This window comes from Citrobacter sp. Colony219, assembly GCF_019382635.1.
Lineage (GTDB): Bacteria > Pseudomonadota > Gammaproteobacteria > Enterobacterales > Enterobacteriaceae > Citrobacter > Citrobacter youngae.
Map to the genome: position 1 here is coordinate 1,072,857 of NZ_CP080033.1, position 23,178 is coordinate 1,096,034.

A 23,178-nucleotide genomic window follows, 5' to 3' on the forward strand; every position below is an offset into this window, starting at 1 on the left:
GTTTTTTAACTTTTTTAAGTGACTGGCGTTCAATATTGTTGAACCCGCAGACAATATTGAAAATTTTCATATTTGACGTGACTCTTTCAATATTGGTGAGGTACGTAACACTATTGAAAGTTACGAATTTCAATGTGTGACATTTTCAATATTGGTGATTAAGGTTTTATTTCCGAATTAAAGAGCGTGATATCTGTATTTAACACCGCCGATATAAATACGTTTCCTTCATGATTTCTGGAGATGCAATGAAGATAATTACTTGCTACAAATGTGTACCTGATGAACAGGATATTGCGATTAATAATACTGATGGTTCACTCGATTTCAGCAAAGCGGATGGCAAAATCAGCCAGTACGACCTGAATGCGATCGAAGCGGCTTGTCAGTTAAAACAACAGGCAGGAGAGGCCCAGGTTGTCGCCATGAGCGTCGGCGGCAAAGCGCTGACCAATGCAAAAGGGCGCAAAGATGTACTCTCCCGTGGCCCTGATGAACTGATTGTTGTGATTGACGATCAATTTGAACAGGCGTTACCACAACAAACGGCTACCGCGCTGGCCGCCGCCGCGCAAAAAGCCGGTTTCGATCTGATTATCTGTGGTGACGGTTCTTCCGATCTCTATGCTCAGCAGGTTGGTCTGCTGGTGGGCGAAGCGCTGAACGTTCCCACGATTAATGGCGTGAGTAAAATCCTCTCTCTTACCGATAGCACGCTGACGGTAGAGCGTGAGCTGGAAGATGAAGTCGAAACACTGAGCATCCCGCTCCCGGCGGTGATCGCGGTCTCAACGGATATCAACACCCCTCAAATCCCTTCCATGAAAGCCATTCTTGTCGCGGCGAAAAAACCGGTTCAGGTTTGGTCGCCTGCAGACATTGGGCTGAACAGCGTGCAGGCGTATTCCGCACAGCAGGTTGCTGCACCGAAACAGCGCGAGCGTCAGCGCGTTGTAATTGAAGGTGACGGTGAAGAACAGATTGCCGCGTTTGTCGAGAATCTTCGCAAAATCATTTAATTATCAGGGGATGTTATGAACAAATTTTCCAGTGTCTGGGTATTCAGCGATACCCCTTCTCGTCTGCCGGAACTGATGAAAGGTGCGCAGGCTTTAGGTGAAAAAGTTAACACGTTTGTGCTCAGCGATGCGGACAGCGCAACGGCATGTCATTTGGGTGCAGATCATGTCTGGTTGCTCAGCGGCAAACCAGAAGACCGTATGGTTGAAGACTACGCCGATGCGATGGCCGAAACCATTCGTCAGCACAGCGAGGGCGGCGCAGTGCTGCTGCCGAATACGCGTCGCGGCAAGCTGTTAGCGGCAAAACTGGGTTTTCGCTTGTCGGCAGCCGTTTCAAACGACGCCAGCGCAGTCGCCGTGCAGGACGGTAAAGCGGCGGTCAAACATATGGTTTACGGCGGCCTGGCGATGGGAGCAGAAACAATCGCTTCACCGTTTGCCGTGGTAACGCTCAGTAGCGGAACGTTTGACGCGCAGCAACCGGATACCGCTCGCAGCGGCGAAGTGCACAGCGTCCAGTGGCAGGATCCGTCCGTTGCCGTGACCCGTACGGCAACTCAGGCGCGTCAGAGCAACAGCGTCGATCTCGACAAAGCCCGTCTGGTGGTCAGCGTGGGACGCGGTATTGGTAGCAAAGAAAATATCTCGCTGGCAGAAGCGCTGTGCCAGACGATTGGCGCTGAGTTGGCTTGTTCCCGTCCGGTGGCGGAAAACGAGAAGTGGATGGAGCACGAACGCTACGTCGGCATTTCCAACCTGATGCTCAAGCCTGAACTGTACCTGGCGGTGGGGATCTCCGGGCAGATCCAACATATGGTCGGCGCCAACGGCGCACAGACGATTTTCGCCATTAACAAAGATAAAAATGCGCCGATTTTCCAGTATGCGGATTACGGCATCGTTGGCGATGCGCTGAAGATCCTGCCTGCGCTGACGGCTGCCTTAGCGCGTTAAATCATTCGGGCAGGATGCGAAGGCGTCCTGCCGCTGACAGGAGTACGTATGTCCGAAGATATCTTTGATGCCATCATCGTGGGTGCAGGTCTGGCTGGTTCGGTTGCGGCGCTGGTGCTGGCTCGGGAAGGCGCACAGGTGCTGGTTATCGAGCGCGGCAATTCTGCTGGCGCGAAGAATGTCACCGGTGGGCGCATGTATGCGCATAGCCTGGAGCGCATCATTCCCGGTTTTGCTGAGCAGGCCCCCATTGAACGCATAATCACCCACGAAAAGCTCGCCTTTATGACCGACAAAGGGGCGATGACCATCGACTATTGCAATGGTGAAGAGGCCGCATCGTCGCAGGTTTCTTATTCCGTCTTACGTAGCAAATTTGACGCCTGGCTGATGGAGCAGGCCGAAGAGGCGGGCGCTCAGCTCATCACCGGTATTCGCGTGGATAACGTTGTGCAGCGCGAGGGTAAAGTCGTGGGCGTGGAAGCCGACGGCGATATTCTGGAAGCCAAAGTAGTGATCCTCGCCGACGGGGTAAATTCTCTGCTGGCTGAAAAGCTGGGTATGGCAAAGCGCGTCGAGGCATCGCATGTTGCCGTCGGCGTAAAAGAGCTGATCGAATTGCCAAAATCAGTGATTGAAGATCGTTTCCAGTTACAGGGGAACGAAGGCGCAGCCTGCCTGTTTGCCGGATCGCCAACCGATGGGTTGATGGGCGGTGGCTTTCTCTATACGAATGAAACGACCCTTTCTCTGGGGCTGGTCTGCGGCCTTCATCACCTGAAAGACGCGAAAAAATCGGTCCCGCAAATGCTGGAAGATTTCAAACAGCATCCGGCGGTTGCCCCACTGATCGCCGGTGGCAAGCTGGTGGAATATTCCGCGCACGTCGTACCTGAAGCCGGTATGAATATGCAGCCAGAACTGGTGGGGGACGGTGTGCTGATTGCCGGTGACGCTGCCGGAATGTGTATGAACCTCGGCTTTACCATTCGCGGTATGGATCTCGCCATTTCCGCAGGCGAGGCGGCGGCGAAAACGGTGCTTTCAGCCATGAAACGCGACGACTTTAGCAAGCAGTCGCTGGGTGAATATCGTCAGCATCTGGACGATGGCCCGATGCGCGATATGCGTATGTACCAGAAGCTGCCTGCATTTCTTGATAACCCGCGCATGTTTACCGCCTATCCCGAAATGGCGGTCAGTATCGCACGCGACCTGTTCACCGTAGATGGTTCCGCCCCAGTGCCAATGCGTAAAAAAATCCTGCGCCATGCGAAGAAAGTGGGCTTCATCAACCTGATGAAAGATGGCCTGAAAGGAGTGACCGTATTATGACATCTCCCGTCAATGTGGACGTCAAACTGGGCGTCAATAAGTTCAATGTCGATGAAGACAGCCCGCATATCATTCTCAAAACCGATCCTGATAAACAGGCGCTGGAAGTGCTGATTAAGGCCTGTCCAGCAGGGCTGTATAAAAAACAGGACGACGGCAGCGTACGGTTTGATTACGCCGGGTGCCTGGAGTGCGGAACGTGCCGCATTCTCGGGCTCGATACAGCGCTGGAAAAGTGGGAATACCCGCGCGGGACGTTTGGCGTGGAGTTCCGCTACGGCTAATAAGTACCAGGTTGTGCACCCGTAGGCCGGATAAGATGCGGTAGCGTCGCCATCCGGCAATCATGTGGCGCCAGTGCCGGATGGCGGCGTAAATGCCTTATCCGGCCTACAGATGACGCTTTGCCCGTGTTGAAACAGGAAGTCGCTATGCAGCAGCCCAGGAACTTTGATGACATCAAATTTACCTCTATTCACCGCCGGATAATGCTGTGGGGAAGCGGTGGGCCGTTTCTGGATGGTTATGTGCTGGTGATGATTGGCGTGGCGCTGGAACAGCTCACGCCAGCATTGAAACTGGACGCACAGTGGATTGGTCTGCTGGGCGCCGGCACGCTCGCCGGTCTGTTTGTGGGGACGTCGCTGTTTGGCTACATTTCCGATAAGGTCGGGCGGCGCAAAATGTTCATCATCGATATTATCGCCATTGGCGTGATATCGGCAGCAACCATGTTTGTTTCCTCGCCCGTTGAACTGTTGGTGATGCGCGTGCTGATCGGCATTGTGATTGGTGCCGATTACCCGATTGCAACCTCGATGATTACCGAGTTCTCCAATACTCGTCAGCGCGCTTTCTCCATCGGTTTTATCGCCGCGATGTGGTATGTCGGCGCCACCTGTGCCGATCTGGTCGGTTACTGTTTGTATGATGTTGAGGGCGGATGGCGCTGGATGTTGGGCAGCGCGGTGATCCCCTGCATTTTGATCCTGATTGGGCGTTTCGATCTTCCTGAATCGCCACGCTGGTTGCTGCGTAAAGGTCGGGTGAAAGAGTGCGAAGAGATGATGATCAAACTGTTTGGCGAACCGGTGGTATTCGACGAAGAAGCACCGCAGGAGACGCGTTTCCTTCAGTTGTTTAATCGTCGTCACTTTCCATTTGTCCTGTTTGTTGCCGCCATCTGGACCTGTCAGGTGATCCCGATGTTTGCTATTTATACTTTCGGCCCGCAGATTGTCGGCTTGCTGGGCCTTGGTGTTGGAAAAAGCGCCGTGTTGGGTAACGTGGTGATCAGCCTGTGCTTCATGCTGGGATGTATTCCACCGATGTTCTGGCTCAATAGCGCGGGCCGTCGACCGCTGTTGATTGGCAGCTTTATTATGATGACGCTGGCGTTGGCCGTGCTGGGGCTAATCCCTGATATGGGCGCATGGCTGGTGGTGCTGGCGTTTGCCGTATACGCGTTTTTCTCAGGGGGACCCGGGAACCTGCAGTGGCTATACCCTAACGAACTGTTCCCCACCGATATTCGTGCCTCTGCCGTCGGCGTGATTATGTCCTTAAGCCGTATTGGCACTATTGTTTCAACCTGGGCACTGCCGATCTTCATCACGAAATATGGGATTAATTCCGTGATGTTAATGGGGGCAGGGATTTCATTGATTGGTCTGTTGGTTTCTATTGCCTTCGCCCCGGAAACGCGAGGTCTGACGCTGGCGCAAACCAGCCAAATGACGATTCGCAGAAAACCGATGTCCAGAGCGAGCGGTTAAGAGTGTTCTGTATTTTCCCTGCAACTCAGTCAGTTAGCCTACAGTTAACGGGCATATCACTGAAAATGACTGAAAAGCAGGGAGAACACCATGCAAAAACATATTCTGATCACCTCCATTTTTACCGCCGCAGCGCTGTTTACCGTTGCCGGTTGCTCTTCTAATCAGGCGGTTAAAACGACCGACGGCAAAACGATCGTCACTGATGGCAAACCGCAAGTGGATGAAGATACGGGCCTGGTCTCGTACAAAAACGCGCAAACGGGTAAGACGGAACAAATTAACCGCGATCAGGTTAAGGATATGAGCGAACTGGACAACTAGTTCAGTTTTCTCCATTCAGCCACTCAATAATATTGACTGTTAGCCTGTGGATTAAGTGACTAAACTCACTGTTATTACAATAATGCAGTGACACAGGCTAATCATGATTCTCATCATTTATGCGCATCCCTATCCGCAGCATTCGCATGCGAATAAGCGGATGCTTGAGCAGGTAAGGACACTGGAAGGGGTGGAGGTTCGTTCGCTCTATGAACTCTATCCCGATTTCAATATCGATATCGCCGCAGAACAGGACGCGCTGTTACGTGCGAGCCTGATTATCTGGCAACATCCCATGCAATGGTACAGCACTCCTCCGTTACTCAAATTGTGGATGGATAAGGTCCTCTCCCACGGCTGGGCGTATGGTCACGGCGGTACTGCGCTGCACGGTAAACAACTGCTGTGGGCGGTGACGACCGGCGGCGGTGAAAACCACTTCGATATCGGCTCCCATCCTGGTTTTGATGTACTTTCTCAGCCTTTACAGGCAACAGCGTTATATTGCGGACTCAAATGGCTGCCGCCGTTTGCGATGCACTGTACGTTTATCTGTGATGACGAAACGCTGCAGGCGCAGGCGCGTCACTACAAACAGCGTCTGATGGAATGGCAGGAGGAACACCATGGATAGCCATACGCTGATACAGGCGCTGATTTATCTCGGATCGGCGGCGCTGATAGTCCCCATTGCCGTGCGGCTGGGGTTAGGGTCGGTGCTGGGCTATCTCATCGCCGGGTGCATTATCGGACCATGGGGTTTGAGGCTGGTGACGGACGCCGAATCTATCCTGCATTTTGCGGAAATCGGCGTGGTGCTGATGCTGTTTGTCATTGGTCTGGAGCTGGATCCACAGCGTTTGTGGAAGCTGCGGGCCTCGGTGTTCGGCGGCGGCGCGCTACAGATGGTGGTTTGCGGCGGCTTAATTGGTTTGTTCTGTATGTTCCTTGGCCTGCGCTGGCAGGTAGCGGAACTGATCGGCATGACGCTGGCGCTTTCCTCAACGGCCATCGCTATGCAGGCAATGAATGAACGCAACCTGATGGTTTCGCAACTGGGCCGCAGCGCGTTTGCCGTGCTGCTGTTCCAGGATATCGCCGCTATTCCATTGGTGGCGATGATCCCATTGCTGGCGGCGAGCGGTGCATCGACCACGCTTGGGGCATTTGCATTGTCCGCCCTTAAGGTCGCGGGCGCGCTGGTGCTGGTGGTGCTGTTAGGGCGTTATGTCACCCGTCCTGCCTTACGTTTTGTTGCGCGCTCGGGCCTGCGGGAAGTGTTCAGCGCCGTCGCGCTGTTCCTCGTTTTCGGTTTTGGTCTGCTCCTGGAAGAGGTTGGCCTGTCGATGGCGATGGGGGCCTTCCTGGCCGGGGTGCTGCTGGCGAGCTCTGAGTATCGCCACGCGCTGGAAAGTGATATTGAGCCGTTTAAAGGGCTGCTGCTGGGGCTGTTCTTCATCGGCGTGGGGATGTCTATCGACTTCGGTACGCTGATTGATAATCCCTTGCGCATTATCATTTTGCTGGTCGGTTTCCTGGTGATTAAAACCGTCATGCTGTGGCTGATAGCGAAACCCTTGCAGGTGCCGAACAAGCAGCGTCGTTGGTTTGCCGTATTACTTGGGCAGGGTAGTGAGTTTGCGTTCGTGGTATTTGGCGCGGCGCAAATGGCGAACGTGCTTGACCCTGACTGGGCGAAATCGCTGACGCTGGCAGTCGCGCTGTCGATGGCGGCGACGCCGATTTTACTGGTGATTCTTACGCGTCTGGAAAAATCGGCGACCGGTGAAGCGCGGGAAGCGGATGAAATCGATGAGGAGCAACCGCGGGTGATCATCGCTGGATTTGGGCGATTTGGCCAGATAACCGGTCGTCTGTTGTTGTCGAGCGGGGTCAAAATGGTGGTTCTTGATCATGACCCGGACCATATCGAAACGCTGCGTAAATTCGGGATGAAGGTTTTCTATGGCGATGCGACCCGGATGGATCTGCTGGAGTCAGCCGGAGCAGCCAAAGCGGAAGTGATCATTAATGCCATTGACGATCCGCAAACCAGCCTGCAACTGACCGAAATGGTGAAAGAACATTTCCCGCATCTACAAATTATTGCCCGTGCGCGCGACGTGGATCATTACATCCGTCTACGCCAGGCAGGCGTGGATATGCCGGAACGCGAAACCTTTGAAGGTGCACTGAAGACCGGACGTCTGGCGTTGGAGGGTCTCGGGCTTGGGCGCTATGAAGCGCGTGAGCGGGCCGACGTATTCCGCCGATTCAATACCATGATGGTAGAGGAGATGGTGAAAGGGGAAAATGACGCGATTTCGCGTGCGGCTGTTTATAAGCGCACCAGCGCAATGCTGAGTGAAATTATTGCCGAAGATCGTCAACATTTATCGTTGATTCAACGCCATGGCTGGCAAGGCACGGATGAAGGTAAACATACGGGCGACGTCGCCGATGAGCCGGAAGTGAAACCGTCAGCATAGGGTAAAAAATGTGATGTTCTGCAAACTTTACTGCTAATTGGCTGTTTTTGAACTACTGTAATGCTGGCGTACCACCTTAAATAGGTCGGTTCGCCAGCAGAACGGAAAATTTTCCTGTTCATCCTCTTTCCGCCAGTCGACGAAAGATTGCGCTTTCCGTATAGTGGCGACAATTTTTTTGTATCCGGGAAATATTCAATGATCAGTCTGATTGCGGCGTTAGCGGTAGATCGCGTCATCGGTATGGAGAACGCCATGCCGTGGAACCTCCCTGCCGATCTCGCCTGGTTTAAACGTAATACCTTAAACAAGCCGGTTGTCATGGGACGCCACACCTGGGAATCCATCGGGCGACCGTTACCTGGGCGTAAAAATATCGTCATCAGCAGCAAACCCGGCACCGACGATCGCGTGCAGTGGGTGAAGTCTGTTGATGAAGCCATTGCGGCCTGCGGTGATGAACCAGAGATTATGGTGATTGGCGGTGGGCGCGTGTATGAGCAGTTCCTGCCAAAAGCGCAGAAGCTGTATCTGACGCACATTGATGCTGAAGTCGAAGGGGATACGCATTTCCCGGACTACGAACCGGATGACTGGGAGTCTGTTTCCAGTGAGTTCCATGATGCCGACGCGCAAAACTCTCACAGCTACTGCTTCGAGATTCTGGAGCGTCGTTAATCCTGTAAGTGCCGGATGGCTGCGAAACGCCTTATCAGGCCTACTCTTGTGCCAAGTGTAGGCCTGATAAGCGTAGCACCCTCAGGCATAAACCTCTCAGCAGACGACTATCAGGCGTTGACCGCCTCGCCGGGATCCAGATTCAGATGGCGATTTGATGGCTGCACAAAGTACTGTTTGTCTTCCCAGCGCAGACAGGTGAGATCGCCTCCCCAGCAACACCCCGTATCCAGCGCGTAAATACCTTCTGGTGTGCCTTTGCCTTCCAGCGATGCCCAGTGCCCGAATGCAATGCTGTACGCTTCACTGACAGGTCCAGGAATGGCAAACCACGGCTTCAGCGGGGCAGGTGCGTCTTCTGGTGACTCTTTGCTGTACATATCCAGTTGACCATTGGGGAAGCAGTAACGCATGCGGGTAAACGCGTTGGTAATAAAACGCAGGCGCGCCAGCCCCGTCAGCTCCGGGGTCCAGTTGTTCGGCATGTCGCCATACATCGCATCAAGAAAAAACGGATACGAGTCGCTCGACAGCACGGCTTCTACGTCCCGTGCGCAGTCTTTCGCGGTCTGCAAATCCCATTGAGGGGTAATGCCAGCGTGCGCCATGACCAGTTTTTTCTCTTCGTCTACCTGCAGCAGCGGCTGACGACGAAGCCAGTTGATTAATTCGTCAGCATCCGGCGCTTCGAGCAGCGATGTGACTCTGTCTTTTGGTTTATTACGACTGATGCCGGCAAACACGGCCAGCAGGTGTAAATCGTGATTACCCAATACTAACCGCACGCTGTCGCCCAGTGATTTCACGTAGCGCAAAACGTCCAGCGAACCCGGCCCACGAGCGACCAGATCGCCGGTGAGCCATAGGGTGTCTTTTTTGGAATTAAAGTCTACCTGATGCAGCAAGGCTACCAGTTCATCGTAACAACCGTGAACGTCGCCAATAAGGTATGTCGCCATAGTTATTGTTTTAATGAATGAGTGTTGGAACGGCGAGTCGGAATACGGGAATATCGATAGTAAAGGCGATGCCCTGCTCATCGATCATTTCGTAATGACCCTGCATGGTGCCCAGCGGCGTTTCAATAACGGCGCCGCTGGTGTACTGGTACTCTTCGCCAGGTTCGATATGGGGCTGAACACCAACCACACCTTCACCCTGAACTTCGGTTTCGCGCCCATGACCATTGGTTATCAACCAATAACGCCCCAACAGCTGCACTGGCGCTCGCCCCAAATTGCGGATAGTCACGGTATAAGCAAAAACGTAACGTTCATCATCAGGTGAGGATTGCGCCTCAATGTAGACGCTTTGTACCTGAATACACACTCGGGGCGAATTGATCATGCTTAACTCTCCTTCGAAGGCGCGTTTTCTGACAGATAGTTAGCCATCCGGCAGTATTGCGCGACAGAGATATTTTCCGCTCGCATTGCCGGGTCAATGCCCAACTCTGTCAGCACTTCAACGCTGAACAGATTACCGAGGCTGTTACGTACCGTTTTACGGCGCTGATTAAACGCTTCGGTGGTAATGCGGCTCAGGACGCGAACATCTTTAACCGGGTACGGCATCGTCGCGTGAGGGACCAGGCGTACAACGGCGGAATCTACTTTCGGTGCTGGTGTGAAAGCCGACGGTGGAACTTCGAGCACCGGGATCACATTGCAGTAATATTGCGCCATGACGCTTAATCGACCATACGCTTTACTGTTTGGCCCTGCAACCAGACGATTGACCACCTCTTTTTGCAACATAAAATGCATGTCGGCAATGGCATCAGTATAGGTAAAAAGATGGAACATCAGCGGCGTGGAGATGTTGTACGGCAGGTTGCCAAATACGCGCAGCGGCTGACCCATCGTTTGTGAAAGCTCACCGAAGTTCATGGTCATGGCATCTTGCTGATAAATAGTCAGCTTCGGCCCTAAAAACGGGTGCGTTTGCAGGCGCGCGGCGAGATCGCGGTCCAGCTCAATGACCGTGAGCTTGTCCAGACGTTCGCCTACTGGTTCGGTCAATGCAGCCAGGCCCGGGCCGATTTCGACCATTGCCTGGCCCTTTTGCGGGTTGATAGCAGAGACAATACTTTCGATCACAAACTGATCGTTGAGGAAGTTTTGCCCGAAACGTTTACGGGCTAAATGGCCCTGATGGACTCGATTATTCATTGGTATTAACAATCATTTTGATGGCGAGATTAAGCGCCGTAATAAAACTGCCGACATCTGCTTGTCCACGTCCCGCAAGTTCAAGCGCGGTACCGTGATCGACGGATGTGCGAATAAAGGGCAGGCCCAGCGTGATATTCACACCGCGACCAAATCCCTGGTATTTTAGCACGGGGAGGCCCTGATCGTGGTACATTGCCAGCACGGCATCCGCGTGGTCGAGATATTTAGGCTGAAACAGCGTATCTGCGGGCAGTGGACCGTTTAATTTCATCCCCTGCGCACGCATTTCATCCAGTACCGGGATGATGGTGTCTATCTCTTCCGTTCCCATATGACCGCCTTCACCGGCATGCGGGTTAAGGCCGCACACCAGAATACGCGGATCGTTCAGGCCAAACTTAGTGCGTAGATCATGATGCAGAATACCGATTACTTCTCGCAATAATGCSGGGGTAATGGCTTCAGCAACGGCTTTAAGCGGCAGATGCGTGGTCGCCAGGGCAACACGCAGCTCTTCGGTTGCCAGCATCATGACAACCTTCTTCGCCTGTGAACGCTCTTCAAAAAACTCGGTATGCCCGGTAAACGGGACGCCAGCGTCATTGATGACGCCCTTGTGAACCGGACCGGTAATCAGCGCTGCAAACTCACCTTGCAGACAACCATCGCAGGCGCGAGCCAGCGTGTCGACTACATATTGCCCATTCTCTACCGCCAGTTGGCCCGCGACGACAGGCGCGCGCAACGCAACCGGCAATAGCGTCAGCGTACCCGCTGATTGTGGTTGGGCTGGGATATCTGGAGAGTAGGGAAGGAGCGAGAGCGGCAAACCGAGCATGGCTGCCCGGTCACGGAGTAGCGTGGCATCAGCACAAACAACGAGTTCTACCGGCCACTCGCGCTGTGCAAGCTGGATCACAAGGTCCGGACCAATCCCGGCAGGTTCGCCGGGAGTGATCACAACACGTTGAATTTGAGTCATTAGTTGCTCAGAATTTTAACGTACGCACTGGCGCGCTGTTCCTGCATCCAGGTCGCTGCTTCTTCCGAGAATTTACGGTTCATCAGCATGCGATAAGCTCTGTCTTTCTGTGCCGCGTCAGTTTTATCAACATTACGCGTATCCAGCAGCTCGATAAGATGCCAGCCGAATGAGGAGTGCACCGGGGTGCTCATCTGGCCTTTATGAAGTTTAGTCAGCGCATCGCGGAAAGCCGGATCGAAAATATCGGCTGCAGCCCAACCCAGGTCACCGCCCTGGTTGGCAGACCCCGGATCCTGAGAAAACTCTTTAGCCGCTGCCGCAAAGGTAGTTTTACCGCTCTTAATATCTGCCGCGATTTGTTCCAGTTTCAGACGCGCCTGTTGATCGGTCATGATCGGCGACGGTTTCAGCAGAATATGGCGGGCATGAACTTCAGTCACGGAGATGCTCTGGCTTTGGCCACGCATGTCGTTGACTTTCAGGATATGGAAGCCGACACCAGAGCGAATTGGGCCGATGATATCGCCTTTTTTCGCGGTGCTTAACGCCTGGGCGAAGATGCCCGGCAGTTCCTGAATGCGTCCCCAGCCCATCTGGCCGCCTTTCAGCGCCTGCTGATCGGCAGAATAAGTGATGGCCAGTTTGCCGAAATCGCTACCATTACGTGCTTCATCAACCACTGAACGCGCCTGACTTTCCGCTTCGTTTACCTGATCGGAAGTTGGGTTTTCCGGCAGTGGGATCAGAATGTGGCTCAGGTTCAGTTCGGTGCTGGCATCATTTTGGTTGCCGACCTGCTGCGCCAGGGCATCAACTTCCTGTGGCAGGATCGTGACGCGACGGCGAACTTCATTATTACGCACTTCAGAGATGGTCATCTCTTTACGGATCTGGTTGCGATAGGTCGAATAACTCAGACCATCCTGAGCCAGACGGCTGCGCATTTGATCCAGCGTCATATTGTTCTGCTTGGCAATATTGGCGATGGCCTGATCTAACTGTTCATCAGAGATTTTTACGCCCATCTTCTGACCCATCTGCAGAACGATTTGATCCATGATCAAACGCTCCAGGATCTGATGACGCAGCGTGGCATCGTCCGGTAATTGCTGACCTGCCTGACCCGCGTTCAGTTTTACTGACTGCATTAAGCCATCGACGTCGCTTTCCAGAACGACGCCGTTATTGACGACGGCTGCGACTTTATCGACTACCTGTGGGGCAGCGAAACTGGTATTCGCGACCATGGCGATACCGAGAAGCAGCGTTTTCCAGTTCTTCATACTTTTTCCATTATCAATTAACCGCAATGCGGATTACGTTGTAAATCAATCAGATCATAAAGAGCTTTGATACGGCAAAATGTTCGAACGCAGCATCTGGTTGGTGCCAAGACCATAGTTAGAGCTCAGGCCGCGCAGTTCGATATTAAAGCCGATCGAGTTGTCATATACCGCGTGTTTCTGGGTGTCATCCCAACCATTCAGCTTACGTTCATAGCCGACGCGAATGGCATAACAGCAGGAGTTGTACTGTAAGCCCAGCATGGAATCCGCCACTTTGTTCACATTGGTATCGAAGTAGTAAGCTCCGACGATTGACCAACGCTCAGCGATCGGCACGCTCGCCACTGCACCCACCTGAGAAATCCCGTTTTTATACTGATCTGCCGTAGAGTAATACGACGGCAGTGTTGCCTGGATATATTCCGGGCTGGCATAGCGGTAGTTCAACTGCAGCATGCGGTTTTCGTCGCGACGGTACTCGATGCTGCTGCTGCTGGTGGCGACACTGTCCAGACGCGTGTCGTACTGGATCCCACCGCGTAAACCCCAACGATCGGAGATGCGCCAGTAAGTATCACCTGCCCATACCAATGAACCGGTTTTGTCGTCATTCTCCCATTTTATGTTGTCATCGCCAGTGCGAGACTCGGTGAAATAGTAGATTTGACCCACAGAAATATTAAAACGTTCAACGGCCGCGTCATCATAAACGCGAGATGTGACGCCAGTCGTTACCTGGTTAGCGGAGGCAATACGGTCCAGACCGCCATAGGTACGGTCACGGAACAGGCCACTGTAGTCAGCTTGCAGCAGGGAAGAGTCATAGTTATAGATATGACTTTGGTTGCGATAAGGCACATACAAATACTGCGCACGCGGCTCCAGCGTCTGGGTATAGCCCGGCGCCAGCATTTCCATGTCACGTTCGAATACCAACTTACCGTCGACTTTGAACTGCGGCATGACGCGGTTAGCGGAGTCGTCGAGCTTATTTACGTTATCCTGATTGTTGTTGTACCAGTCCAGATTGGTCTGCTGGTAGTGCGTTGCCATCAGCTTCGCTTCAGTGTTGATACTTCCCCACTGATTGGATAGCGGCAGATTGATGGTCGGCTCAAGGTGAACACGCGTCGCTTCCGGCATGTCGTCATTGGTATTGACGAAATGCACCGCCTGTCCATAAATACGGGTATCAAATGGACCGACGTCATTCTGATAGAAGTTGACGTCTAACTGTGGTTCTGCGGAATAACTGCTGTTGTTCTGATCGTCAAAAACCTGGAATTTTTTGGTTGAGACCGTCGCATCAAAGTTTTGCACCGCATAGCCGACACTGAATTTCTGTGTCGCATAACCGTCGGTGCTGGAACCGTACTTATTGTCAAAATCATTAAAGTAGCTGGAGTCGCTGACTTTGGTGTAGTCGACGTTGAAACGCCACACCTGGTCCATCACACCGGCGTGTTGCCAGTAAAACAGCCAGCGGCGTGAATTATCATCATTCGGATGTTCGTCGTCGTAGACCCGGTCGGAATTCAGATAATCGAGTTCCATCAGACCTGCGCCCGCCTGGGTCAGGTAACGGAATTCGTTTTCCCACATAATGCCGCCACGGCGATGCATATAATGCGGCGTAATGGTGGCGTCCATGTTGGGCGCGATATTCCAGTAATACGGCAGGTAGAACTCAAAATAGTTCTTGGTGGAGTATTTTGCGTTCGGGATCAAGAAACCGGAACGGCGTTTATCGCCGACTGGGAGTTGTAAATAGGGGCTGTAAAACACAGGAACCGGGCCCAGCTTAAAACGGGCGTTCCAGATTTCAGCGACCTGTTCTTCACGGTCATGGATCACTTCGCTACCGACGACGCTCCAGGTATTGGAACCCGGAAGACAGGAGGTAAAACTGCCGTTTTCCAGAATGGTATAGCGATTCTCACCGCGCTGTTTCATCAGGTCCGCTTTCCCGCGCCCCTGGCGTCCCACCATCTGGTAGTCACCTTCCCAGACGTTGGTGTCTTTCGTATTCAGGTTTGCCCAACCCTTTGGTCCCTTCAGAATGACCTGGTTGTCATCATAATGGACGTTGCCCAACGCATCGACGGTACGAACGGGAGCGGGTTGACCTTCGGCCTGCTTTTGATGAAGCTGCACTTCATCGGCTTGTAGGCGGCTGTTACCCTGCGCAATATCCACGTTGCCGGTAAACACGGCGTCATCAGGGTAGTTCCCTTTCGCGTGATCGGCATTGATGGTGACAGGTAACTCATTGGTATCGCCCTGCACCAGAGGACGGTTGTAGCTTGGCACGCCCAACATGCACTGTGAGGCGAGATCGGCTGCCAGACCCTGTTGGCTATAAAGGGCGCTGGCAATCATGGTGGCCAGAAGAGTGGGAATACGTTTTTTCATACGTTGTATTTATTGTTCCATCATCAGTAGCGTCGCGCGTGACAAACGGTCACAGCCTAACTTATCTCATCTTCACTGCGCTAGTGTTAATCCTGCCGATTAAGGCTCCGTGGTGTTAGGCACGGCATTGAATGACAGGTATGATAATGCAAATTATAGGCGATGTCCCACAATTGACCGCAGCCGTAAAACGGTAAAAGCACCTTATATTGTGGGACATAGCCTGGCCAAGAGCATAAAGATTTGGGGAATATATGCAGTATTGGGGAAAGATTATTGGTGTGGCCGTGGCCTTAATGATGGGCGGCGGCTTCTGGGGTGTGGTGTTAGGCCTGTTAGTTGGCCATATGTTCGACAAAGCCCGCATGCGCAAAATGGCGTGGTTCGCCAACCAACGAGAGCGTCAGGCGCTGTTTTTTGCCACCACTTTTGAGGTGATGGGGCATCTGACCAAATCCAAAGGCCGCGTCACGGAAGCCGATATTCATATCGCCAGCCAATTGATGGACCGCATGAATTTGCACGGTGATTCGCGTACGGCCGCGCAGCATGCTTTCCGGGTGGGAAAATCAGACAATTACCCATTACGTGAAAAAATGCGTCAGTTTCGCAGCGTCTGTTTTGGTCGATTCGATCTGATCCGCATGTTCCTGGAGATTCAGATTCAGGCGGCATTTGCCGATGGGTCATTGCACCCTAACGAGCGTGAAGTGCTGTATGTTATTGCTGAAGAGTTGGGGATCTCACGGACCCAATTTGATCAGTTCCTGCGTATGATGCAGGGCGGCGCGCAGTTTGGCGGCGGATATCAGCAGCAGTCCGGCGGCGGTGGCTGGCAGCAGGCGCAACGCGGCCCGACGCTGGAAGACGCCTGCAATGTGCTGGGTGTGAAAGCGACCGATGATGCGACCACCATTAAGCGCGCCTACCGTAAGCTGATGAGCGAGCACCACCCTGACAAGCTGGTTGCGAAAGGCCTGCCGCCAGAAATGATGGAAATGGCGAAGCAAAAAGCGCAGGAAATTCAAAAAGCCTACGAGCTAATTAAAGAGCAGAAAGGCTTTAAATAATCGTTATGCCGGATGGCGGCTAGTGCCTTAYCCGGCATAAATGGGAACTGAATTTAAAAATCCGCCGGGACTTTAAACGTCATACTGTTGCCGTATTCGGGATGGGTGATGGTTAACATCTCTGCATGCAGCAACAGGCGCGGCGCCAACGCCAGCGCTTCCGGCGGCGCATAGAAGCGGTCGCCCAGGATTGGATGCCCTAAAGCCAGCATATGTACACGCAACTGGTGGGAGCGTCCGGTAATGGGTTTGAGCACCACTCGGGCGGTGTTATCCGCCGCGAACTCCACCACCTCATACTCAGTTTGCGCTGATTTCCCGGTTTCATAACACACTTTCTGCTTTGGCCGATTCGGCCAGTCGCAAATCAGCGGCAAATCAACCAGTCCCTCGGCAGGTGCGGGATGTCCCCACACCCGTGCCACGTACTGTTTCTTCGGCTCGCGTTCGCGAAACTGGCGTTTTAGCTCACGTTCTGCCGCTTTTGTTAGCGCCACTACAATCACGCCGCTGGTGGCCATATCCAGACGATGTACGGATTCAGCCTGCGGATAGTCGCGCTGAATACGCGTCATCACGCTGTCTTTGTGCTCATCCAGACGACCCGGCACGGACAACAAACCGCTCGGCTTGTTGACCACCATAATATGCTCATCCTGATACAGGATAACCAGCCAGGGTTCCTGCGGTGGATTGTAGTTTTCCATCCCCATGTATGGCTCCGTTACTGATGCGTCACGACGATCAGGCGCAGGGCATCCAGACGCCAGCCAGCCTGATCCAGGCTTTCCATCACCTGCTGACGGTTGCTTTCAATTGCGCTGAGTTCGTCATCACGGATGTTCGGGTTAACGGCACGCAGCGCTTCGAGGCGCGACAGTTCCGCAGTCAGTTTTTCGTCCGCTTCTTTACGCGCCGCGTCGATCAGCGCGCGAGCTGATTTTTCCACCTGTGCTTCACCCAGTTGCAGAATGGCATGAACGTCCTGCTGCACGGCGTTGACCAGTTTACTGCCGGTGTGGCGGTTAACAGCGCTGAGCTGGCGGTTAAAGGTTTCGAATTCAACCTGTGCGGCAAGGTTATTGCCGTTTTTATCCAGCAGCATGCGTACCGGCGTTGGTGGCAGGAAGCGGTTCAACTGCAGCTGTTTCGGCGCTTGCGCTTCAACCACATACACCAGCTCAACCAACAGAGTTCCGACCGGCAATGCTTTGTTTTTCAACAACGAAATGGTGCTGCTACCGGTATCGCCGGAGAGGATAAGATCCAGACCATTACGGATTAACGGATGCTCCCAGGTAATAAACTGCGCATCTTCACGCGATAAGGCGACATCACGTTCAAACGTAATGGTGCAGCCATCTTCCGGCAGCCCAGGGAAATCAGGCACCAGCATATGATCGGACGGTGTCAGCACGATCAAATTGTCGCCACGGTCATCCTGATTAATACCAACGATATCAAACAGGTTCATGGCGAAGGCGATCAGGCTGGTATCGTCGTCCTGCTCTTCAATGCTCTCAGCCAGTGCCAGCGCTTTTTCACCGCCGTTAGAGTGGATCTCCAGCAGACGATCGCGACCTTGCTCCAGCTGAGCTTTCAGCGCGTCATGTTGTTCGCGACAGGTTTTGATCAGATCGTCAAAGCCATCGGTATTTTCTGGTTCAGCCAGGTAGCCGATCAGATTGTTATAGACCGTGTCGTAGATGGTACGGCCGGTCGGGCAGGTGTGTTCGAACGCATCCAGACCTTCGTGGTACCAGCGCACCAGCACGGATTGCGCGGTTTTTTCCAGGTACGGAACGTGAATCTGAATATCATGCGCCTGACCAATACGGTCCAGACGGCCAATACGCTGTTCCAGCAGGTCCGGGTTAAACGGCAGGTCAAACATCACCAGATTGCTGGCGAACTGGAAGTTACGCCCTTCGGAGCCGATTTCAGAACACAGCATTACCTGAGCGCCGCTATCTTCTTCGCTAAACCAGGCAGCGGCGCGGTCACGCTCAATGATCGACATCCCTTCATGGAACACGGCCGCGCGGATACCTTCGCGCTCGCGCAGAACCTGCTCCAGCTGAAGCGCGGTGGTGGCTTTTGCACAGATAACTAATACTTTTTGCGAGCGGTGGCTGGTCAGGTAGCCCATCAGCCATTCCACGCGCGGGTCAAAGTTCCACCAGGTGCCGGTATCGCCTTCGAATTCCTGATAAATCTGTTCCGGGTAGAGCATGTCGCGCGCCCGGTCTTCCGCGCTTTTACGCGCACCCATAATGCCGGAGACTTTAATCGCCGTCTGGTATTGGGTCGGCAGCGGCAGCTTGATGGTGTGCAGCTCGCGTTTTGGGAAGCCTTTCACACCATTACGGGTGTTACGGAACAGCACGCGGCTGGTGCCGTGTCTGTCCATCAGCATTGAAACCAGCTCCTGACGCGCGCTCTGGGCATCTTCGCTGTCGCTGTTTGCCGCCTGCAATAACGGCTCAATGTCCTGCTCGCCAATCATGTCGCCTAACATGTTCAGCTCATTGTTGCTCAGTTTGTTGCCAGCCAGCAGCATAGCGACGGCATCGGCGACAGGACGGTAATTTTTCTGTTCTTCAACAAACTGGGCGAAATCGTGGAAGCGGCTTGGGTCCAGCAGGCGCAGGCGCGCAAAGTGGCTTTCCAGGCCCAGTTGTTCCGGCGTTGCGGTCAGCAGCAGGATGCCCGGTACGCGTTCTGCCAGTTGTTCAACGGCCATATATTCACGGCTGGGCGCGTCTTCGCTCCACACCAGGTGATGCGCTTCATCGACAATCAGCAGATCCCATTCGGCGTCACACAGATGCTCCAGGCGCTGTTTACTGCGACGGGCAAAGTCCAGCGAACAGATAACCAACTGTTCGGTTTCAAACGGGTTGTAGGCATCGTGCTGCGCTTCTGCATAACGCTCATCATCAAACAGCGCAAAACGCAGGTTGAAGCGACGCAGCATTTCGACCAGCCACTGGTGCTGTAACGTCTCCGGGACGATGATCAGTACGCGCTCTGCGGCGCCTGACAGCAGCTGTTGATGCAGGATCATCCCGGCTTCAATGGTTTTACCTAAACCCACTTCGTCTGCCAGCAATACGCGAGGGGCATGACGACGGCCGACGTCATGGGCAATGTTGAGCTGGTGGGGGATCAGGCTGGTACGTTGACCACGCAAACCACTCCACGGCATACGGTACTGCTCGCTCTGAAATTTACGTGCGCGATAGCGCAGCGCAAAGCGGTCCATACGGTCAATCTGGCCGGCAAACAGGCGATCCTGTGGTTTGCTGAATACCAGCTTGCTGTCCAGCAGCACTTCACGCAGCGTTACACCGGTTTCTTCGGTATCAAGGCGGGTTCCGATATAGGCAAGCAGGCCGTTTTCTTCTTTTACTTCATCGACATGCAGTTGCCAGCCTTCATGGCTCGTTATCGTATCACCAGGATTGAACATCACGCGGGTCACGGGGGAATCACTGCGCGCATACAGACGGTTTTCACCCGTCGAAGAGAAAAGTAAAGTGACGGTTCGCGCATCCATGGCGACAACGGTACCAAGTCCCAATTCGCTTTCTGTATCGCTGATCCAGCGTTGACCAAGTGTAAAAGGCATATATGTTCGGCTCTATATCTTTAGTTGCAGGCAATACTCACCCTCTGCCAGAGTAAAGTGGCAGCAAGTGTATTGGGGTCCAGGAATGGAAAGGGCGCTATGGTACTGGATGGCGACGGTTTCGTCACGCGTCAAAATAACCCCAGTTGCCCTGTGAGTAGTGTAGCAAAGTTATCATCGATAAAGGGAAGTATTCCCTCGGCTACGGGCTGGATCTGCCGGGTCAAATAGTGCTCGTAGTCAAGGGCTGAAAGCTGATAATCCACGGGTTCTGGACCATTTATCGTCCAGACATATTTAATGGTGCCGCGATTCTGATACTGCGGCGGACGTCCCAGCTTTACATTTTGCTCATCGGCGAGGCGCGCGGCGCGCACGTGTGGCGGCACATTGCGCTGGTATTCACTTAACGGGCGACGCAGGCGTTTGCGATACACCAGTTGGTCGTCCAGTTCACCCGCCATCAGACGGTCGATAGTCTCGCGAACAAACTCCTGATAAGGTTCGTTTCGAAAAATTCGCAGGTATAGCTCCTGCTGAAACTGTTGGGCCAGTGGCGTCCAGTCGGTTCTTACCGTTTCCAGGCCCTTAAACACCATGCGTTGCTCTGTACCTTCCTGAATCATCCCGGCGTAGCGCTTTTTACTGCCGGTATCTGCACCGCGAATGGTCGGCATCAGAAATCGACAAAAGTGGGTTTCAAATTCCAGCTCCAGCGCGCTGGTCAGGTTTTGTTGCTTCAGGGACTGCGCCCACCAGTCGTTGACATAGCTCACCAGCTCACGGCCAATCCGGGCGGCATCATCTTCTGAGTGCGCCTTTTTCAGCCAGACAAAGGTCGAGTCGGTATCGCCATAGATAACGTCGTAACCCTGAGCTTCAATCAGTGCTTTGGTCTGGCGCATGATCGCATGACCGCGCATGGTAATGGACGAGGCCAGTCTCGGGTCGAAAAAGCGACAGGCGGTGGTTCCCAGCACGCCGTAAAATGCGTTCATGATGATTTTCAGCGCCTGCGAGAGCGGCTTATTCCCGTGGCGTTTTGCTTCATCGCGCCCATGCCAGATCCGGGTCACGATTTCCGGTAGGCAGTGCTTTTCACGTGAGAACCAGGCGTCAAGGAACCCTTCGGTGCTGTGCTCCGGATCCGGCTGCGCCATCCCTTCGATAAGCCCCACCGGATCGATTAAAAAAGTACGAATTATTGAGGGGTACAGGCTTTTGTAATCCAGCACCAGCACGGAGTCGTACAGACCCGGACGTGAGTCCATCACGTAGCCGCCGGGGCTGGCGTGCGCAGGGATTTCACCCAGATTCGGTGCCACATAACCCGCCCGGTGCATGCGCGGCAGGTAGAGATGGCCAAAAGCGGCGACCGAACCGCCGTGCCTGTCGACTGGCAGGCCGTTAACCGTTGAACGCTCCAGCAGAAATGGCATGATCTCGGTTTTATGAAAAATGCGGGTGACCAGTTCACAGTCTTTGAGATTGTAGGTGGCAAGCGCGGGCTTATCGTGGGCAAACCGGCGATCGATTTCGTCCATTCTGTCCCATGGGTTATCAATCGACTTTCCTTCGCCCAGCAGCTCCTGCGACACCGTTTCCAGCGAGAACGATGAGAAATTCCAGAATGCGGACTTGAGCGCCTCAATGCCTTCAATAATCAGACGACCTTTAGTCTGCGCGAAGAAAACGCCATTTTTGAATCCATGCTCGCGCCACTCCAGTTCGCTGTTATCCCGACCAAAAAGCAGGGGAATACGGTAGCGTTCGGCGTGCTTTTGCAGGACGCGTAAATCGAATTGCACGACGTTCCAGCCGATTATCACATCAGGATCGTGATGGGCGATCCAGTCATTGAGCTTTTCCAGCAACAGCGGACGGCTCGCAACGTACTCAAGTTCAAAATCCAGCCGGGAGGCATCGCCATTCGGCGGACCGAGCATATAGACAATACGCTGCCCGCAACCTTCAAGACCGATGCAGTAGAGTTCACCGTGGCGCGTGGTTTCGATATCCAGCGAGACCCATTTCAGCGGCGGTCGATAATCCGGATTCGGCTTCAGGCGGGCATTGATCAGCGCGCTGTCATGCCTGTCGCCCTCGACCCAGACAGGAGATGTAATAAAGCGCTCCATCAAATAGCGCTCCGGCGGACGGATATCGGCCTCGTAGACCGTTACACCATTTTCGCGCAGTAGTTTTTCCAGCCGCATAAGCTGGCGATGTGAATGGCAATACAGGCCAGAAACGGGCTGACGGTGAAAGTCTTGCAGCTGAAGCGGCGTCAGGCGATAACCTTTTTCAGTGCGTAACAGTGTGGTGACGCGGGGTGTCTGGCTGGTGGGGATAAAAGCGACCGACTCCTGCGGCGCTAGCGTGACCTGCAATGGCCCGCTGTCTGTTGCCAGCCAGAATGAAACCTCTGTCCCCTGCGGGGTATCCCGCCAGTGCCGGGTTAAAATAAATCCTGCCTGCGCCACGCTGCGTATCCATCAAAAAACCAGACATTATTATAGCCTGGTTTACATGATTGTACTGTTATTTTGTACAGGTATGAGGCGTAAGACGCGGTATCCGCTGGAGTAAAAAGCGTCTCTGAGTAAAAAATGTGTTGTGTCAGCATGGGTTATCTTCGCATTTAATATATGAATGTCGTGCCTAAGACGCGTTGCAGTAAACTATTTTATTTGTGTGGCTGTTGTTTTAAATGGAAACTGTCCATCTGGGTTATTGATTGGTATTATTAAGTCCATTATCGGATGTTTGCTATTTTTCAGATTTGTGCTTATTTATTTTTGCTACATCTTTCTCGGATTCAGGAAAAATTACTTTTTTCATTTGTGTTTATTAATGGTTGATGTAAAGATTTTATTCGAAGCATCCGGATATGAGTTTGAAATATAATATATATTTAATCATGTTTATTGCCGAATAGAAACGGATTTTCAGTTCGAATTCGTCGGGAGTCTCTCTGTATAATTTGGTTTTTATCTCGGGATATGATTTTATTCTCAGCTTGCTGTTCGGGTGCTTCTTAATA

Annotated in this window: 19 protein-coding genes; 10 read left to right on the forward strand and 9 right to left on the reverse strand. The window is 53.2% G+C overall.

Annotated features, from left to right (window positions below; translation table 11 throughout):
• Positions 1 to 248: 248 nt before the first annotated feature.
• From JTI85_RS04695 to folA, 9 genes are all read left to right on the forward strand, one after another.
• Complete coding sequence (locus JTI85_RS04695; protein ID WP_219352190.1) at positions 249 to 1,019, forward strand: electron transfer flavoprotein FixA; 771 nt, start codon at positions 249 to 251, stop codon at positions 1,017 to 1,019.
• A gap of 15 nt (positions 1,020 to 1,034) precedes the next feature.
• A complete protein-coding gene (locus tag JTI85_RS04700; protein WP_219352191.1) occupies positions 1,035 to 1,976 on the forward strand; it encodes an electron transfer flavoprotein subunit alpha/FixB family protein in 942 nt (313 codons plus the stop codon).
• A 48-nt stretch (positions 1,977 to 2,024) separates the two neighbouring features.
• On the forward strand, positions 2,025 to 3,311 hold the full coding sequence (locus tag JTI85_RS04705; RefSeq protein ID WP_219352192.1) for an FAD-dependent oxidoreductase: 1,287 nt from the start codon (positions 2,025 to 2,027) through the stop codon (positions 3,309 to 3,311).
• A complete protein-coding gene (gene fixX / locus JTI85_RS04710; RefSeq protein WP_000203736.1) occupies positions 3,308 to 3,595 on the forward strand; it encodes a ferredoxin-like protein FixX in 288 nt (95 codons plus the stop codon). Before JTI85_RS04705 ends, fixX begins: the two co-directional genes overlap by 4 nt.
• Before the next feature lie 147 nt (positions 3,596 to 3,742).
• On the forward strand, positions 3,743 to 5,086 hold the full coding sequence (locus JTI85_RS04715) for an MFS transporter (RefSeq protein ID WP_219352194.1): 1,344 nt from the start codon (positions 3,743 to 3,745) through the stop codon (positions 5,084 to 5,086).
• Positions 5,087 to 5,176: 90 nt separating this feature from the next.
• Positions 5,177 to 5,410, forward strand: a complete 234-nt coding sequence (locus tag JTI85_RS04720; protein ID WP_040230165.1) for a YgdI/YgdR family lipoprotein — start codon at positions 5,177 to 5,179, stop codon at positions 5,408 to 5,410.
• Between the two features lie 103 nt (positions 5,411 to 5,513).
• Entirely contained in the window at positions 5,514 to 6,044 is a 531-nt protein-coding gene (gene kefF, locus JTI85_RS04725; protein WP_219352196.1) for a glutathione-regulated potassium-efflux system oxidoreductase KefF, read from the forward strand.
• Positions 6,037 to 7,899, forward strand: coding sequence for a glutathione-regulated potassium-efflux system protein KefC (gene kefC / locus JTI85_RS04730; protein ID WP_219352197.1), 1,863 nt, complete (start codon positions 6,037 to 6,039; stop codon positions 7,897 to 7,899). The genes kefF and kefC overlap by 8 nt, the downstream gene beginning before the upstream one ends.
• A 198-nt stretch (positions 7,900 to 8,097) precedes the next feature.
• Positions 8,098 to 8,577 carry a type 3 dihydrofolate reductase gene (gene folA, locus JTI85_RS04735; RefSeq protein WP_219352199.1) on the forward strand — a complete coding sequence of 160 codons (480 nt, stop codon included), beginning with the start codon at positions 8,098 to 8,100 and terminating at the stop codon, positions 8,575 to 8,577.
• A gap of 110 nt (positions 8,578 to 8,687) precedes the next feature.
• On the opposite strand, the gene apaH is transcribed toward folA, so the two are convergent.
• The 6 genes from apaH to lptD are packed head-to-tail and all read right to left on the reverse strand — an operon-like array spanning position 8,688 to position 15,434.
• Positions 8,688 to 9,536: a bis(5'-nucleosyl)-tetraphosphatase (symmetrical) ApaH gene (gene apaH, locus JTI85_RS04740; protein ID WP_061067221.1), complete on the reverse strand. Its 849-nt coding sequence runs from the start codon at positions 9,534 to 9,536 to the stop codon at positions 8,688 to 8,690.
• Between the two features lie 10 nt (positions 9,537 to 9,546).
• Entirely contained in the window at positions 9,547 to 9,924 is a 378-nt protein-coding gene (gene apaG, locus JTI85_RS04745; RefSeq protein WP_003018867.1) for a Co2+/Mg2+ efflux protein ApaG, read from the reverse strand.
• A 2-nt stretch (positions 9,925 to 9,926) separates the two neighbouring features.
• Positions 9,927 to 10,748, reverse strand: a complete 822-nt coding sequence (gene rsmA, locus JTI85_RS04750) for a 16S rRNA (adenine(1518)-N(6)/adenine(1519)-N(6))-dimethyltransferase RsmA (RefSeq protein ID WP_048212723.1) — start codon at positions 10,746 to 10,748, stop codon at positions 9,927 to 9,929.
• Positions 10,741 to 11,733 carry a 4-hydroxythreonine-4-phosphate dehydrogenase PdxA gene (gene pdxA, locus JTI85_RS04755; protein ID WP_199982396.1) on the reverse strand — a complete coding sequence of 331 codons (993 nt, stop codon included), beginning with the start codon at positions 11,731 to 11,733 and terminating at the stop codon, positions 10,741 to 10,743. Before pdxA ends, rsmA begins: the two co-directional genes overlap by 8 nt.
• Positions 11,733 to 13,019, reverse strand: a complete 1,287-nt coding sequence (gene surA, locus JTI85_RS04760; RefSeq protein WP_048212721.1) for a peptidylprolyl isomerase SurA — start codon at positions 13,017 to 13,019, stop codon at positions 11,733 to 11,735. Before surA ends, pdxA begins: the two co-directional genes overlap by 1 nt.
• Before the next feature lie 54 nt (positions 13,020 to 13,073).
• Positions 13,074 to 15,434 (reverse strand): LPS assembly protein LptD, encoded by a 2,361-nt coding sequence (gene lptD / locus JTI85_RS04765; protein ID WP_199946096.1) that lies wholly within the window; start codon positions 15,432 to 15,434, stop codon positions 13,074 to 13,076.
• 254 nt (positions 15,435 to 15,688) lie between these two features.
• Here lptD and djlA point away from each other — a divergent pair, with 254 nt between their 5' ends.
• Positions 15,689 to 16,504, forward strand: coding sequence for a co-chaperone DjlA (gene djlA / locus JTI85_RS04770; RefSeq protein ID WP_005124510.1), 816 nt, complete (start codon positions 15,689 to 15,691; stop codon positions 16,502 to 16,504).
• A 53-nt stretch (positions 16,505 to 16,557) separates the two neighbouring features.
• Here djlA and rluA read toward each other — a convergent pair whose 3' ends face one another.
• From rluA to polB, 3 genes are all read right to left on the reverse strand, one after another.
• A complete protein-coding gene (rluA, locus tag JTI85_RS04775; protein WP_003018849.1) occupies positions 16,558 to 17,217 on the reverse strand; it encodes a bifunctional tRNA pseudouridine(32) synthase/23S rRNA pseudouridine(746) synthase RluA in 660 nt (219 codons plus the stop codon).
• Between the two features lie 11 nt (positions 17,218 to 17,228).
• On the reverse strand, positions 17,229 to 20,135 hold the full coding sequence (gene rapA, locus JTI85_RS04780; RefSeq protein ID WP_005124513.1) for an RNA polymerase-associated protein RapA: 2,907 nt from the start codon (positions 20,133 to 20,135) through the stop codon (positions 17,229 to 17,231).
• Between the two features lie 131 nt (positions 20,136 to 20,266).
• The gene (gene polB, locus JTI85_RS04785; RefSeq protein ID WP_199982397.1) at positions 20,267 to 22,618 is read right to left on the reverse strand and encodes a DNA polymerase II; all 2,352 of its coding nucleotides are present in this window, start codon (positions 22,616 to 22,618) and stop codon (positions 20,267 to 20,269) included.
• Positions 22,619 to 23,178 lie beyond the last annotated feature (560 nt).